This window comes from Pinibacter soli, assembly GCF_029961145.1.
In the GTDB taxonomy this organism is placed as follows: domain Bacteria; phylum Bacteroidota; class Bacteroidia; order Chitinophagales; family Chitinophagaceae; genus Pinibacter; species Pinibacter soli.
This window is the reverse complement of the sequence record NZ_JASBRG010000007.1, coordinates 1,083,945-1,101,759: the sequence shown is the minus strand read 5'-3', so window position 1 is coordinate 1,101,759 and position 17,815 is coordinate 1,083,945. Positions and strand designations below refer to the sequence as shown.

9 protein-coding genes are annotated in these 17,815 nt (G+C 42.1%); all 9 read left to right on the top strand.

The genetic code is table 11. The annotated features are described in order from the left end of the window. Positions 1–3 precede the first annotated feature (3 nt). Positions 4–2,751, top strand: coding sequence for an alpha-L-rhamnosidase (locus QJ048_RS15235; RefSeq protein WP_282335253.1), 2,748 nt, complete (start codon positions 4–6; stop codon positions 2,749–2,751). A 107-nt stretch (positions 2,752–2,858) separates the two neighbouring features. Further along, the gene (locus QJ048_RS15230) at positions 2,859–3,992 is read left to right on the top strand and encodes a sialidase family protein (RefSeq protein WP_282335252.1); all 1,134 of its coding nucleotides are present in this window, start codon (positions 2,859–2,861) and stop codon (positions 3,990–3,992) included. A gap of 114 nt (positions 3,993–4,106) precedes the next feature. Beyond that, a complete protein-coding gene (locus QJ048_RS15225) occupies positions 4,107–5,489 on the top strand; it encodes an alpha/beta hydrolase family protein (protein WP_282335250.1) in 1,383 nt (460 codons plus the stop codon). Positions 5,490–5,763: 274 nt separating this feature from the next. Then, a complete protein-coding gene (locus QJ048_RS15220; protein ID WP_282335249.1) occupies positions 5,764–6,642 on the top strand; it encodes a sugar phosphate isomerase/epimerase family protein in 879 nt (292 codons plus the stop codon). A 56-nt stretch (positions 6,643–6,698) separates the two neighbouring features. Next, positions 6,699–8,573, top strand: coding sequence for a right-handed parallel beta-helix repeat-containing protein (locus tag QJ048_RS15215; protein WP_282335248.1), 1,875 nt, complete (start codon positions 6,699–6,701; stop codon positions 8,571–8,573). Then, the gene (locus QJ048_RS15210) at positions 8,566–10,752 is read left to right on the top strand and encodes an alpha-L-rhamnosidase-related protein (protein WP_282335247.1); all 2,187 of its coding nucleotides are present in this window, start codon (positions 8,566–8,568) and stop codon (positions 10,750–10,752) included. Before QJ048_RS15215 ends, QJ048_RS15210 begins: the two co-directional genes overlap by 8 nt. Before the next feature lie 92 nt (positions 10,753–10,844). Further along, positions 10,845–14,099, top strand: coding sequence for a glycoside hydrolase family 2 TIM barrel-domain containing protein (locus QJ048_RS15205; RefSeq protein WP_282335246.1), 3,255 nt, complete (start codon positions 10,845–10,847; stop codon positions 14,097–14,099). A 49-nt stretch (positions 14,100–14,148) separates the two neighbouring features. After that, positions 14,149–15,159, top strand: coding sequence for a zinc-binding alcohol dehydrogenase family protein (locus tag QJ048_RS15200; protein WP_282335245.1), 1,011 nt, complete (start codon positions 14,149–14,151; stop codon positions 15,157–15,159). Between the two features lie 153 nt (positions 15,160–15,312). After that, complete coding sequence (locus QJ048_RS15195; RefSeq protein WP_282335244.1) at positions 15,313–17,667, top strand: DUF5703 domain-containing protein; 2,355 nt, start codon at positions 15,313–15,315, stop codon at positions 17,665–17,667. Positions 17,668–17,815: the final 148 nt, after the last annotated feature.

Genomic DNA, 17,815 nt, shown 5'->3' with positions numbered 1-17,815 from the left:
ATCATGAAGCATATTATCATCAATATTGTTTTCTTGCTTGGGCTCGCTACGAGTTGCCTCGCACAAAGAAATGAGTTGGCAAGTCTGCGCTGTGAGATGCTTGACAATCCTGAAGGAATTGATGTGTCGCAGCCAAGGCTCAGTTGGGAAATAGGGAGCTCAAAAAGAAATACCGTACAGACTGCGTACCAAATACTCGTGTCGTCATCGCTCGAAAAACTCAATGCAAATGATGGCGACGTTTGGAACTCTGGTAAAGTAAATTCTTCGCAATCTATACATGTACTATACAACGGTATACCGCTTGTTAGTAAAGCAGCCTATTACTGGAAAGTAAAAGTATGGACGAACTACATGGAATTGCCATGGAGTGTTGCAAATGGCTGGAGTATGGGAATATTGAATAGCAAAGAATGGAAAGCAAAATGGATCGGTTGGGAGAAACCATTTGCATGGGATAGTGTTACAAAGTTTTCAAGATTGTCTGCCAGATATTTTCGCAAACCATTTGAGACAACTGCCGCTGTAAAACGAGCAACGGTGTATGTTTCGGGAATGGGGCTGTACGAGTTGTATATTAATGGTAAGAAGATTGGCGACCAGGTGTTGGCTCCTTCTCCAACGGATTTTACAAAAAATGTTAAGTACAACACGTTTGACGTTACAGAGAATATTCAGCGTGGAAAAAATGTGATTGCGACAGTGCTTGGCAATGGCAGATTTTTTACCATGCGCCAGAATTACAAGCCGCAAAAGATCAAGACATTCGGTTTTCCCAAAATGATATTGCAGCTCGAAATAGAATATGCGGATGGAAAACGTGCAACAATAGTTAGCGATGATACGTGGAAGTTAAGTGGCGACGGTCCTATCCGTTCCAACAACGAATATGATGGTGAAGAATATGATGCGAGAAAAGAAATGAATGGGTGGAACAATACTTCATTTAACGATAGCAAATGGAGAAAGCCGGAATTGGTACAGGCTCCGGGCGGCAACCTGGAAGCGCAAATGAATGAGTTGGTGAAAGTCATGGGGCACGTGAAGCCCGTTTCCATTAAAGAGCAGAAGCCCGGTATTTATATAATGGACATGGGGCAAAACATGGCGGGATGGATTAAGTTGAGAGTAAGAGGAAAAGCAGGAGATTCGGTTGTATTGCGTTTTGGCGAGAGCTTGAAACCAGACGGAGAATTGTATACGAGAAATCTTCGGGATGCTATTTCAACCGATAAATACATTCTGAAAGGTAAGGGCCCGGAAGAATGGCGACCTTCATTTGTATACCATGGTTTCAGGTTTGTTGAAATTTCAAATTACCCGGGGATACCTTCTGTTGCTGACTTTGAAGGCGACGTGGTATACGATGGTATAAACACGATCAGCATTTTTGAAACATCCAATCAAACTATAAACCAGGTGTATAAAAACGCATGGTGGGGCATTGCTTCAAATTATAAAGGAATGCCGATCGATTGTCCGCAACGTAATGAACGCATGCCATGGCTCGGCGATCGTGCGACAGGTGCCTACGGAGAGAGTTTTATTTTTGATAATGCAAAGTTGTATGCAAAATGGCTGGACGATATCGAAGCTGCTCAAAAGCCAGACGGCGCCATTCCTGATGTAGCTCCTGCTTACTGGAATTATTACAGTGACAACGTAACATGGCCCGGAACATATTTTCTCATTGCAGATATGCTGTATCATCAGTTTGGTGATGCAAAACCTATCGAAAAGCATTATCCGTCCATGAAGAAATGGATGGAATACATGCGCAGCAAATACATGAAAAATGATTTGATCACTAAAGATAAATATGGTGACTGGTGCGTGCCTCCTGAATCTAAAGAGTTGATTCATTCAAAAGATTCTTTGCGTAACACTGATGGCGTCTTGATTGCCACAGCAAGTTATTATCGATTGCTCACATTGATGAAAGGTTTTGCGACAATGCTCGGCAAGACAGATGATGTTGCAGAATATGATTCATTAGGAGAGAAAATCAAAATCGCGTTCAATAACCAATTCTTCGATAAAAATACAAATCGTTATAGTAACAACACTGTAACGGCGAATTTGTTGCCGCTGTATTTTGGCATGGTGCCTGAGCAATACAGGCAGCAGGTGTTTAGTAACATCACCGATAAAATTGTAAAAGAAAATAATTCACATATCAGCACAGGTGTTATCGGTACACAATGGCTTATGCGCGGATTGACCTACAACGGGCAGGCAGATATTGCATACACACTCGCTTCTAACAAAGACTATCCAAGTTGGGGGTACATGGTTGAAAATGGTGCTACCACAATCTGGGAGCTTTGGAACGGCAATACTGCTAATCCGGAAATGAATTCGCAAAATCACATTATGTTGCTGGGCGATTTAATTGTGTGGTACTATGAAAATCTTGCGGGCATTAAATCAGACGATAAGCAAGTTGCTTTCAAGAAGATCATCATGAAACCTTCGTTTGTGAAGGGGCTGGATTATGCGAACGCTTCATACCTGTCAATGTATGGAACGATAAAAAGCAGTTGGAAAAGAAATAGTAATGCAATTGAATGGAATGTAGTCGTGCCGCCAAATTGCAAAGCTGAAATTCATTTTCCGGTAGACAAGAAAAATATTGTTGAAAGTGGCAGTAGTATTGAATCTGCTGATGGAGTAAAATATATTGGAGAGCAGGGTAAACAAGAAGTATATGAAATTGGATCGGGTGTGTATTCGTTTACGATCAACGACTAAAAGATTTACACTAAGGCACTAAACATTATTAAGGTGCCAAAATATACAGGAGTTTTCTTAGTGAAACTTAGTGTCCTTAATGCCTTAGTGGTAATAAAAACAATAGCATGAAAAAACTGTTTTTGATATTATTAGCGTCGTTAAACATTGTTGCTACACAAGCACAAAAGCCCTGGAAGAAAGGCATCATCGTTGATGAATTCATTTGCGACAATCCGCCATTCCCTGAAAGCCACGCATCGACAATTGTGGAAACCCCGCAAGGTTTAGTTGCTGCATGGTTCGGTGGAACAAAAGAAAGAAACCCTGACGTTTGCATTTGGGTGAGCCAAATGATGAATGGTCAATGGACGAAGCCGCAGAACGTTGCCAATGGCATCATCAACGATACATTACGTTACGCATGTTGGAATCCCGTGTTGTATCAAGTGCCGAATGGCGAGTTGTGGTTGTTCTATAAAGTAGGTCCAAATGTGGCGGGATGGAAAGGTTGGATGCTGCGTTCAAAAGATAATGGCAATACATGGTCATCACCAGAAGCTTTGCCAGATAGCTTTTTAGGGCCCATTAAGAACAAGCCGGTAATGATTGATGGAAAAATTATTTGTCCTTCCAGCACGGAAGCAGGAGGATGGAGAGCGCATTTTGAGGTGATCGATGTTAATGCAAAAACATGGCAGATGATTGGACCGATCAACGACGGCAAAACGTTATCATTCATTCAGCCATCTATTCTTAATTATAAAGATGGAAGTCTGCAAGCACTAGGCAGAAGCAAGGATAGAGCAATTGTGGAATCATGGTCGCATGACAGAGGAAAGACGTGGTCCGCTGTTACAACGACAGAGATGCCTAATAACAACTCGGGGACTGATGCTGTAACATTAAAGGATGGCCGCCAGTTGTTGGTGTACAACCATGTTAGACCGGCAGACAGTTTGAAGAATGGTAAGGGCGCAAGAACACCTTTGAATGTTGCAGTGTCCAAAGATGGCAAAACATGGTATGCAGCGGCAATACTGGAAGATTCACCTATCAGTCAATACTCTTATCCTTCTGTGATACAATCGAAAGACGGAATGGTGCATATTGTTTACACATGGAGGAGAAAGAAAATAAAATACGTAAAGATCGATCCTACTAAACTTGAGATGAAAAAAATAATCAAAGGAGAATGGCCGGCAATGAAAGGATATGAAGCGCCGAAGGCAGGATCGGAAATTGATTCGAGCGATAAATAAGTGAAAATTGAAAGTTGAAAATGAGAGGTGAGATGTTTGGGGTATAAAAGATTCAAAAAGAATTTGAGGGTTGCATGCTCAACTATTAAAAATGTTTGATCAAAAAAGAGACCAATGCGCACAACAATAACGATACTTTTTCTTGTGTTTTTTTCGCAAACATTTGCGCAGCAAAATGCCGACGAAAAATACAAGAAGCCATTGAAGCAGGTTTTGCAGGAAGTGCAGACAAAATTCAATGTGCGAATAAAGTTCGATAATAAAATGGTGGCCGATAAATGGGTTAGCTATGCTGATTGGAGATACAGGGAGAATGTGGATGCCACGCTGGCCAATATCTTGACGCCATTTGATATGAAGGTGAACAAAGAAAATGATTCAACCTACAAGCTGAAAGAGTATGAGTACTATCGCTGGAGCGTAGAAGACGGACAGAAGAAGTTGAACGAGTTGGCTGCTTTATACAACGACAAGGAGACATGGGAAAAGAGAAAGGCAATATTGAAACAACAGATGCTCGAAGCGTTGGAAATTTCTCCGTTGCCAGCAAAGCCTGCATCTAAAACAATTCTGGCGAATAAAAGAACATTAGGTGATTACACTATTGAAAACTTCGCCATTGAAATGTTGCCGGGCGTGTATGTTGCCGGTTCAATTTATAAACCTGCAAAGATCAAGGGAAAAATTCCGGTAGTGCTTTGTCCCGACGGACATTGGCAGGCATGCCGTTATCGTCCGGATTGTCAGTACAGATGTGCTACTCTGGCAAGGCTTGGAACAATTGCCGTTAGTTATGATCTGTTCGCGTGGGGAGAATCAATGTTGCAGTTTCCGTATGAAGATCATCGCAAGAGCCTCGCGCAAACGATCCAGGTGTTAAATACGATTCGCATTCTTGACTACATACTTACATTGCCGGAAGCAGATACTTCAAGAGTAGCGATCAGTGGCGGTTCTGGTGGAGGAAGTCTTACTGTGTTGATGACAGCGCTTGATGACAGAATAAAATTGAGCGCACCTGTAGTGTCGCTGTCATGTTATATGTATGGCGGTTGCCCTTGCGAAAGCGGCATGCCTATTCACTTCGCAGGTGGGGGAACCGATAACGTAGAAATTGCCGCCATGGCTGCGCCACGCCCCATGTTGGTCGTAAGCGACGGACAGGATTGGACGGACCACGTTCCGCAAATTGAAATGCCATACTTAAAGAGAATGTATAGCTTTTATGGAAAAGATGCGTTGGTGCAAAATGTACATCTGCCAACGGAAGGCCATGATTTCGGAATCAATAAACGCACACCGTTGTACAAATTCATCGCTGGTAATTTTGGATTGGATTTGAAAAAAATAACAACTGCATCAGGTGAGATTGATGAAACGAAAGTGACGATCGAAAAGGAAAATGCGATGTATGTGTTTGGAGATAAAGGCGAGAAGTTGCCGGCAAACGCAATTAAAGGATTTGATGCGTTGGCGAAAATGTTTGTGAACAATTGAAAGTTCCTGCCGACTGAAGTCAGTCAGGCGGGGAAAGTTGAAAATTGAAAATGAGGTGCCGTAGGTGCGAATCGCATTCGACCTGTTGCACCAAACAATGCACGAAAATACATGGCGACTTACTAGTGCTCAATAAAGAACCAAGAGTTGAAGTTCCGATTATACTGCGTATCGGAATCCCGATGAGGAATCGAATCGGGACGACGCAATGGGGTCTAATAGATATTCAATTGTTGGTCTCAAAAGGAAAATGTAAAACACTGAAAACAGACATATGAAATATAAATTCTTTTGTGCAGTCATCTTAGCTGGATGCGTGCTGACAACAACGGGCTTGAATGCACAATCAAAGAAGTCCAGCTATAAAGTAGGGCTGATAGATCTGATGTTATTAAAGCGTCAAAAGCCAGGCGCCTTGCAGCTTGCAAAAGATCTGAATGCTGATGGACTTGAAGTGGACATGGGTGGACTTGGTCAACGCGAATCATTTGATAACACGCTGGCGAATGATTCCATTCGTCAGATGTACATGGACAAAATAAAGGAACTGAACATAGAGATCTGTGCGTTGTCAATGTCGGGTTTCTATGCGCAATCATTTGCGCACAAGCCAACTGCAGTGAAGGCTGTGGGAGATTGTATCGCTACAATGAAAAAGATGAATGTGAAGATTGGGTTCCTTCCACTGGGAACAAATTCTGATTTGACAGAACATCCGCAAGTGCGTGATACAGTTGTGCAGCGTTTGAAAGAAGTGGCAAAGATCGCTGAGAAAGAAAACGTGATCATTGCGATCGAAACTTCCATTTCGGCGGCTGACCAGTTGAAACTGCTGAAGGACATTGGTTCTCCTGCTATCAAGATTTCTTACAACTTCCAGAATGCATATCAGCGTGGAAGAGATTTGACAACTGAATTGCAAACGCTTGGTGCAAAAAATATTGCCCAAATACATTGCTCAAACAAAGACAGTGTATGGCTGCAAAACGATCCGCAAGTTGATTTAGCCGCAACGAAGAAAGTGTTAGACAAAATGAAATGGCACGGTTGGTTGATCATTGAGCGTTCTCGTGATGCAAAGCAATCGAGAAATGTGAAAGCTAATTATGGCGCGAATGTGGCGTATGTGAAGTCTGTTTTTGAGAAGGAGTAGAAAAGGAACACTGATCGTTATGATTTTTAAGATTGACAGGATTTTATTTTTTGGATATGAATTGGATTAGATATACAATTTTGTTGGCTGCGCTTATGATCTGTTGCGAAGTATTTTCGCAGCAGGTGATTTGGGTGGCGCCGAATGGATCAAATGCGAATGATGGTTCAAAGGAATCACCATTTGGTTCAATTGATATCGCCTTGCGAAAAGCGAGAGAGTTGCGTAGGTTGGATAGTACATCGTCGCTGAAAGACATTATTATTAATGTGCGTGGTGGCGTTTATAATTTGTATGAGCCGATTTTTGTAAGGCCTGAGGATTCGGGAACTCCTGAACATCCTTTGCTTATTCAGGCCGCACCAGAAGAGAAGCCGGTTGTAAGTGGAGGTGTAAATGTTACAGGATGGAATAAGGTGAAAGGAAATGTTGAGGGTTTGCCGACTGTTGCCAGGGGCAAAGTTTGGGAAGCTGATATACCTAAAGTTGGTGGCAGAAATATTGAGTTTAGACAACTATGGGTAAATGGGAGAAAGGCAGTTCGTTGTCGCGAAGTGGATGGTAATAATTTAAAACGAATTCTTTCTGTTGACAAACAGAAAGAAGAGATGTGGGTGGAAGCGCCTTCATTCAAAGTTTCGAAAGATGTTGCACAAATTGAAATTGTGTTGCACGAAATGTGGGCCACTGCTATATTACGGGTTAAGAGTATTGATGTCGTTGGTAATAAAGCCAGATTGACTTTTTATCAACCGGAGAGTCGTATTCATTTTGAGCATCCATGGCCATCAGCGGTGGTGGATGGTCAGAATGGTAATAGTGCTTATTATTTTACAAACGCAATTCAATTGCTTGATGAGCCCGGTGAATGGTATCTTGATCTAAACCACGGTAAAGTTTATTACTGGCCGAAAACAGGAGAGGATATGGCTACTGCAAAGGTTGTCGCGCCTGTTTTAGAACAACTCATGAAAATGGAAGGTTCGCTTGATCGGCAGGTTTCTAACATCATTATTAAAGATATTAGCTTTCAACACACAACATGGTTGCGGCCTTCATTGCAAGGTCACGTGCCGTTACAGGCTGGCATGTATTTGTTAGATGCATACAAACTGAAACCCAAAGGAACACCGGAAAAGAGAGGTTTGGACAACCAGGGCTGGATCGGTCGACCGCCAGCAGGGAACGAGATCAGCGGTGCGAACAACATTCTCTTTCAACACTGTGATTTTCGCCACATGGCTTCGGCGGGATTAGATCTTATTGATGGTACGAGTCAAAATCTTGTACAAGGTTGTGTATTTAAAGATATCGGTGGCAACGCCATCCAGGTTGGTACTTTCTCGCCTGAAAATTTCGAAACGCATTTGCCTTTCGATCCTAACGATCAAAGAATGATTTCTTCTTACGATAGAATTGAAAACAACTATATTGATGATGTTACCAATGAGGATTGGGGATGCGTAGGCATTGCTGCGGGTTGTGTGAGAAACATTAATATCGAGCACAACGAAATTTGCAATGTTGCCTATACAGGAATTAGTGTTGGTTGGGGTTGGACAAAAGCATTGAACTGCATGCGCAGCAATCGTGTTCACGCCAACTACATTCATCATTACGCAAATCACATGTATGATGTGGCGGGCATATATACCTTGTCTGCACAGCCGGGAACTTCTATTACTGAGAATTGCGTTGATAGTATCGGCTATTCACCCTACGTACATGATCCGGAGCACTGGTTCTATTTATATCTTGATGAAGGCTCTTCTTACATCACCGTCAAAAATAACTGGTGCCCTAAAGAAAAATTTTTAGCGAATGCAAACGGTCCCGGTAATACATGGGAGAACAATGGACCGATGGTTGCTGATTCAATAAAGAATGCTGCGGGTTTGTTGCCCGGTTTTAAAACGATAAAACATGAATAGAATGATCAAACGAATGGCGATAGTTTTCGGCGCTTGTTTCTTAATGTGCTCAGAAGCAATGATGGCACAGGAAGCAACGTGGATATGGTATCCCGGAGATTTCGATATATGGCTTAGCAATAAAATGCAAAACAGGCGCACAGAAAGAGGAACGTTTTATCCTCCATTCTGGAAAGTGGATAACCACTATGTGTGCGTTGATTTTCATAAAGATTTCACTCTTGCACAGCCAGAGCAGGTTGAGATTTATACTGAAGGAAATTACAATGTAAAGATTGATGGTAAGATGCAGGAAGGTGCCCCTTCACAGGTCTTCGTGCCGGCCGGTAAACACAGGATCAACGTAAAGATATTTAACCAGGCTACTGTTCCTGCGCTGTTTGTAAAAGGGCAAACGATCGTATCAGATGCTTCATGGTTGGTTACGTTTGAAGACAAAGAGTGGATCGATGAAACTGGTAAAGCATCAGATCAGGCAGCGACTGCATGGTTGACGGCAGGCAGCAAAAATTTCAATGATCCGAAGATAAAGCCATCTTCTTTCGAACTACTGACAACGCCTCAATATGCTGCATCAGTTGAAAAGAAAGGACAATCATTGTTGGTCGATTTTGGTAAAGAAACCTTTGGATATGTTAAGCTGAACGGCCTTCGCGGGAATGGCAAAGTGAATATTTATTATGGCGAATCAAAAGCAGAAGCGTTGTCGACGGATCATTGTGAAACTTTAGACAGATTGCAGGTTAGCAACGCAATTTCAAAAGATACAGTGTTGTCATCTTCAAAGGCATTTCGTTTTGTGAATATTCAATACGATGGGTCACTCGCGATTGATTCAGTGTCTATGTTGTACGAATATGCGCCGGTAACGCAGCGTGGAACTTTCAGATGTTCGGATACTTTGCTGAACAAGATTTACGATGTTTCTGATTATACGTTTCATTTGAATACGCGTGAGTTTTTTATCGATGGCATCAAGCGTGATCGTTGGGTTTGGAGCGGCGATGGTTATCAGAGTTTTTTAATGAACTATTATTCTTTCTTCAATTCGCCAACTGTAACTTCTACATTAATGGCGCTTCGTGGCAAAGATCCTGTAACCAGTCATATCAATACGATCATGGATTATACGTTTTATTGGTTCATGGGTATTTATGACTACTATTTGTACACTGGTGATCAAACTTTCATCACGCAGGTATATCCTCGCATGCAAAGCATGATGGATTATTGTTTGCAAAGAAGAAATAAAGATGGTTTGATGGAAGGGTTAGGCGGTGACTGGATATTCATCGATTGGGCGGATGGCCTAAGTAAAAAAGGTGAAGTAAGTTTTGAGCAATTGTTGCTTTGCCGCAGTCTGGAAACAATGTCATTATGCGCCGACTTGATGCACGACAAAAAAGCCGCGCAGTACAGACAACTGGCTGCGGATCTTAAAGGAAAAATATTCTCTTACTATTGGAACGATGGCAAGCAAGCGTTTGTACACAGTCGCATTAACGGCCAGCCAACTGACAATGTAACACGCTACACCAATATGTTTGCGATCTTCTTTAATTATTTATCAGAAGCTCAAAAACAGGGAGTGAAGCAAAATGTATTGCTGAATGATAAAGTACAGAAGATCACCACGCCATATATGCGTTTCTACGAGTTGGAAGCAATGTGTGCATTGGGAGAACAGCAATATGTACTGAATGAAATTAAAAGTTACTGGGGCGGTATGCTGCAAAATGGAGCAACCAGTTTTTGGGAAGAGTACAATCCGGATAAAAAAGGCGACGAACATTATGCCATGTATGGAAGACCGTTTGGCAAAAGCCTCTGCCATGCATGGGGTGCGAGTCCGATTTATTTGTTTGGAAAATATTATTTAGGTGTACAGCCGACATCTCCGGCGTACAAGACATACACCATACAGCCTGTAACCGGTGGTCTAAAATGGATCGAGGGAACCGTGCCTACGCCAAACGGATTGGTGAATGTGTACTGTAGTGCAAAGCAAATGAAAGTGAAAGCAGACGAAGGAACAGGGACATTGAAATTCAAAAGTAAAAAGAAGCCGTCCTGCAAAAACGGAACGATTACAAGTGTTGGCAATGGAGCGTACGAAATGACGGTGGAAAAAGGCGTGGAGTATGTAGTGAGTTACGAGGAATTAGGAAATAGGAGTTAGGAATTGGGGTTCGCCCCGTAGAGACGCATTGAATGCGTCTCCCGAAATAGCCGACTGTTTCAAACAAGCAGCGTGACAAGAACAGATGTTTTATGAAAATGGTCACAATTAAAAATATAGGTTCGTTATTGATGGTCTTGTTGCCTTTTGCATTGAAGGCGCAATTGGTTGACGGAACACCTGCAGCTGTGCCGAACAAGCCGGCTGTCTACGCGACAGAACCATGGGAAGATCCGCGAATAACCAGTATCAACAGAGATGAAGCAAGAGCAACAGGCTATTCATTCAGCAATTTACAGGATGCCTTGACATGTGACAGAACTAAAAGCTCACGTGTGATGTCATTGAATGGCAACTGGGATTTTTCATTGGTATTAAAGCCAGACGATACACCTAAGGATTTTTATAAATCGAGAGTAACGGGCTGGAAGCAAATTCCAGTTCCATCCAATTGGGAGATGCAGGGATATGACAAGCCTATTTATAAAAGTGCAGTATATCCGTTTCGTCCTGTGAATCCGCCATACATCGTGAAAGATTATAATGCCGTTGGTTCATACCAACGAACATTTACTCTGCCGGAAGATTGGAGTAACATGAATATCACTTTGCATTTTGGTGGCGTGAGTTCTGCTTTCAAAGTTTGGGTGAATGGGCAGTATCTCGGTTATGGTGAAGATAGTTTTCTGCCGTCGGAATTTAACATTACGCCCTATTTGCAAAAAGGAGAGAATATTTTATCAGTTCAGGTCATTCGCTGGAGTGATGCTTCATACCTCGAAGATCAGGATCAGTGGCGATTGAGTGGAATACAAAGAGAAGTCATGTTGTTGGCGGAGCCTAAATTAAGAATTGCAGATTTTCATTGGGAAGCAAAACTTGATAAGCAGTACAACGATGCAGCTTTCAGCATTCGTCCGCGCCTCGAAAACCTAACTGGAGAGGCGGTTCCGGGTTATGTGGTAAAAGCGCAGTTGTTTGATAAAAGTGGTAAGCCTGTTTGGAATGCACCATTGCAAAAGAAAGCGGACGAAATTATTAATGAAGTATTTCCCCGCTTGGATAATGCCAAGTTTGGTTTGTTGGAAGAACAAGTGAAGAGTCCTGAAAAGTGGAGTGATGAAACTCCGAATTTATACACGCTTGTGCTAAGTCTTGAAGACAGTACAGGGAAACTGATGGAAGCCAAAAGTTGCAAAGTTGGTTTTCGCAGTATTGAATTTTCAGGCGAAGGAAAGTTGCTGATCAATGGCAAGGTCACTTACCTGTACGGTATTAACCGGCATGATCACGATCCTGTTCGTGGCAAAGCTGTGACAAGAGAAGATATTTTGCAGGATGTAAAAACCTTGAAGCAATTTAATTTCAATTGCATTCGCACCAGCCACTATCCAATGGATCCATATTTCTATGACCTGTGTGATCAATATGGAATGCTGGTGATCGACGAAGCAAATCTTGAAACACACGGACTCGGCAGTAAGCTAAGCAACGATGCTGCATGGACTGCGGCTTATTTGGAACGTGCAACACGAATGGTATTGAGAGATAAGAATCATCCTTCCATTATTATCTGGAGCCTGGGTAATGAAGCAGGTCGCGGGCCCAATCACGCAGCGATGGCTGCGTGGATACACGATTTTGATATTACTCGTCCGGTGCATTATGAACCTGCAATGGGAAGCCCGAAAGTAGAAGGTTATATCGATAACAAAGATCCACGCTATCCAAAAACAAATGATCATTCTCATCGTTTGCAGAATCCGGTTGACCAATATTATGTAGATATTGTAAGCCGCATGTATCCGGGCATTTACACGCCTGCTCTGCTTGCGAATCAACAGAACGGTGATAATCGTCCAATATTTTTTGTAGAGTATTCGCATGCTATGGGTAACTCGAATGGCAACCTGAAAGAGTTCTGGGATATTTTTCGTTCAACGAAACGCATAATTGGTGGCTGTATTTGGGAGTATCGTGACCAGGGTTTATTGAAGAAAGACGAGCATGGCGAATACTACGCGTTTGGTGGAGACTATGGAGAAAAGTATTACGACAATTTTACAATAAAAGGAATTGCAGCTTCCGACGGAAGGCCAAAAGCGGCGATGTATGAATGTAAGCGTGTGTTTCAGTCGGTTGAGTGTAGTTTGGAGGATGCCGCGAAAGGACTGGTGAAAGTTACAAACCGTCATGCATCACAATCGCTGAGTGGATATAATGTTTCTTTGATCATACGCGAAAACGGAAAGGTAATTTCTCAGAAAATTTTGCCTGCGATTAATCTTGCAGCAGGTAAAGATACAGTGATCAGTGTTGCTTCCCTCTATCCATCATTCAAAGTAAACAACGAATATCTTGCCGATATACATTTCACTTTGTCGCAGAACGAACTTTGGGCAGATAAAGGATTTGAGGTTGCGTCTAATCAATTTGCATTAACAAAGCCTGCTCGTCCTGCATTTGATAAAGGCAAACAAAATAAAGCGGCTCAGCTCGCTGAAACAGATTCGGCTTACTCATTAAGTGGGAAGAATTTCTCTATTGCCATCAGCAAAAAGAGTGGAGGCTTAAGCTCTTATGTTTGGAAAGGGAAACAGCAGATCTATGCGCCATTGTTGCCTTGTTTTACAAGACCTTTAACTGACAATGACAAGCGTGGATGGAAGTCGAATAAAGTTTTGAAAGAATGGTATGATACAACTTTGCAGTTGGTGAATGTAAGTGCAAAAACTGAGAATGGAATGCCAACTATTACGAGCAATTATATACTTGCAAACGGAAGTAAAGTTGCAGTTGTCTATAACGTCAACAATGACGGCGCAATAAAAGTAAACTACACATTGGATGTTCCTGCAGGCAGACCGAATATTCCTAAAGTGGGCATGCAATGCGGCATCGTGAGGGATTATGACAATATCTCATGGTATGGTCGCGGGCCCGAAGAAAATTATATTGACAGAAGATATGGTTTTGATGCCGCGGTTTATTCATTGCCTTTGGATAAATTTATCGAGCCGTATGTGGTACCGCAGGAAAATGCGAACCGCAGCGATGTTCGCTGGATGTCGCTCAGCAATAAAAAACTAGATGGCTTTACTGTTGTTGCAGATAGTTTGTTGAGCATGAGTGCCCGTCCTAATACAGATTACAACATACAGGCATCAAAGCACACGTACGATTTGAAGGACGCTGGATTTATTACTTTAAATATTGACCTTGTACAAATGGGAGTAGGTGGAAATGATAGCTGGAGTGCGGTTGCAGCACCACTGGAGCAATACCAAATTGCTGCAAAACCATATAGTTATTGCTTTTACATTTATCCTGAGGTTAAAAAGAATTGATTTCATTTTGTTGAATAAAATATTGAGAACAAATTATTAATTGCATCGCATGAAAACATTGGTTTGTGTTACACCGGGAACATTTGAATATGGAACATTAGAACTACCTGAACTAAAGGATGGTTATTCATTGCTTAAGATCAAAAGAATTGGCATTTGCGGAACTGATCTGCATGCATTTGAAGGCACACAACCTTTCTTTTCCTACCCAAGAATATTGGGTCATGAATTGGCCGCAGAGTACATAAGCGGAGATGCGAAAGGCTTTCAGGCCGGTGAAGCAGTAACGTTTATCCCTTACTTCAATTGCGGTAAATGTATAGCATGTAGAATGGGTAAGCCCAATTGCTGCGCAGCGATCAATGTTTGCGGCGTGCATGTTGATGGCGGCATGCGCGAATATTTGCTGGTTCCTTCGGAATCATTGATTCATGGTGAAGGTCTGAATTTTGATGAATTGGCATTGGTAGAGCCATTGGCTATTGGGGCGCATGGTGTGAGACGTGCCGATGTTACTCCGGGGGAATTTGTTTTGGTAGTAGGCGCCGGTCCAATCGGCCTGGGTACAATGGAGTTTGCGCGTATTGCAGGAGGAAAAGTAATAGCTTTAGACATCAACGATACTCGTTTGGAATTTTGCAAGGATAAACTGAATGTTGATTTTACCATAAATGGCATGAAAGAAAATGTAGTGGAACGATTGAAAGAAATTACTAATGGCGATATGCCGACGGTAGTGATTGACGCAACAGGAAGTTTGCGGGCCATCAATGCAGGGTTTGAATTCATGGCGCATGGAGCGAGATACGTATTGGTTGGATTGCAAAAAAATGAACTGGTAATTTCTCATCCTGAATTTCATAAACGCGAAGCCACTTTGATGAGCAGCAGAAATGCCACCAGGCAAGATTTTGAGCACGTAATCGCTTCCATGAAAAAAGGACTTGTAAAACCTGAAACATACATCACGCACCGCGTTTCATTTGACGAAGTGAAAGATAACTTCGCCAACTGGTTGAAACCGGAAACTGGCGTCATTAAAGCGATGGTAAGTATTTGATCGGCGACCAGTAGAGATGCATTCAATGCGTCTCTCTTCCTACAGTAGCTGTTGCAAATCATTTATAGATGCTGAAAATCGGGAGACGCATTCAGTGCGTCTCTACGGTCATTCTACCTATTTTTCTTACATTCGTTTTACAACCTTTTATCATTGACCAGTACACGTAAGAAAATATCGCTCCTTCTTCCAATCATTTTTTTTTACCTCATTTCTTTCGCACAGCCGAAGGAATTATCTAACTATAATGTCATCTGGCACACGCAAAGCAAAAACTCTTCAGAATCCATGCCTTGCGGTGGCGGCGATATTGGATTAAATGTTTGGGTGGAAAATGGCGATGTGTTGTTTTACATTTCACGAAGTGGAAGCTTTGATGAAAACAATCAAATGCTCACATTGGGAAGAATGCGATTGCATTTTTCTTCCAATCCGTTTGCAGGAAAAGATTTTAAACAAGAATTGAAATTACTCGAAGGTGGTGTTGTTATTTCAGGAAATAACACTGAAGTGAATTTGTGGGTTGACGTGTTTCGTCCGGTTGTACATGTGAATATTAAAAGTCCCAAACGGATTGATATTACTGCGTCTTACGAAAATTGGCGCACAGCGGACCGCTTAATCAAAGGGGCAGAATTAAGAGCAAATTCGTACAAGGCGCCTCAACCATTTGACGTGGTGATGTATAAAGATGATGTGCAGGCATTAAATGGTGAAATACTTTTTTATCATCGCAACAGAGACGATAAACAAAATGTTTTTGACTATACGGTAGATAAAGAGGGCATGAGTTCAGTAAAAGAACAAATGTTCAATCCGCTTGCGAACAATACATTTGGTGGCGTCGTGAAGGCAAAGAATATGCAGTTTGTAAAAACTGACACCGGCACTTACTGCAATACTTTTTTTACTTCATGGCAGTTGAAAACAAAATCTGCTGTGAGTTCGCAGCAAATCGATATCGCTTTGAATGTTTCGCAAGCCGCTACAATTGATGTTTGGAAGAATGAATTGGACAATATTCTGAGAGACGCTGCCGCGAATAGTTCTACTGCATTGCAGAAGACAAAAGCCTGGTGGCAGCAGTTCTGGAACAGAAGCTACGTGATGATCGAAGGCAAGGATAGTTTTGTTTCCCGCAATTATAATTTGTTTCGTTACATGCTTGGTTGCAATGCTTATGGCAAATGGCCCACTAAATTCAATGGCGGTTTATTTGTCTTCGATCCGGTATTTGTAAAAAGCAATCAGCCATATCCATATTCGCCTGATTTCCGTTTGTGGGGCGGTGGTACAATGACGGCACAGAATCAGCGACTGGTGTACTATCCCATGATCAAGAGCGGAGACTTTGATATGCTAAAGCCTCAGTTTGATTTTTATCTGAACGCCTTACGCAATGCAGAGTTGAGAAGTGCAGTGTATTGGAACCATAAAGGCGCATGTTTTACCGAACAAATTGAAAACTTCGGATTGCCGAATGTTACCGAATACAATTTGAAAAGACCTGCTGATTATGATGTGGGTTTGGAATACAACGCATGGTTGGAATATTTGTGGGACACTGTATTTGAGTTTTGCCAAATGATGTTGGAAACGCAACGTTATGAAGGTCGCGATATAAAAGAGTACATTCCGTTTATAGAAAGTTGTCTTACTTTCTTTGACGAACACTATCAATACATCGCGAAAAAGCTTGGTGCAAAAGCGTTTAGTGAAAAGGGAGAATACATTTTTTATCCGGGTTCAGCGGCTGAAACATACAAAGGCGCATATAACTCAACTACGACCATTTGTGCATTGAAAGTAATCCTTGATCGTATGCTTGCTTTACCTGATCAATACCTTGATACAGCACAAAGAAGCAAGTGGCAAAAAATGCTGCAACGTATTCCGGTCATACCATTGCAAATGATCAACGGGAAAACTACGCTGGCTCCGGCTTTGGTATGGGCAAGGGTGCAAAATGCAGAAGCGCCACAACTGTATCCTGTTTTTCCGTGGGGCATTTATGGTATAGGAAAGCCGGGTTTGGATACGGCGATCAATACTTATCAACTCGACTCTCAAGTTATTAAAACCCGCAGCCCAATCGGCTGGAAACAGCACAATATTTTCGCAGCACGATTGGGATTGACGTACGAAGCAGCCGCATTGACCAAAGAGAAATTTGCTGACGGTCCTTATCGGTTTCCTGCATTTTGGGGCCCGGGCTACGATTGGTCGCCAGATCATAACTGGGGCGGTAGCGCCATGATTGGTTTACAGGAAATGTTAATGCAGGTAGATGATAAGAAGATTTATTTGCTGCCGGCATGGCCAAAGAATTGGAACGCGAAGTTCAAGCTGCATGCTCCTTATAAAACAACTGTGGAAGGCGAAGTGAAAGATGGAAAGATTGTGAATCTCTTGGTGATGCCTGCTGAACGAAGGACGGATGTGATCGTTAAAATAGAATTTGTTTCGCAGACTGAATTCTTTATTCAATCGAAGGAGCCAACAAAGTAAGGTTTAACGCTATTATATGCTGCAACAGACCTGACAGGTTTTAAAAACCTGTCAGGTCTTAGTCCCACGAGTAAGGATCTTTCCTTAGTGCCTTAGTTGTGAATTAGAAATTTTGCAGATAGAGAAAATCAGCGGTCATCTGTCAAAT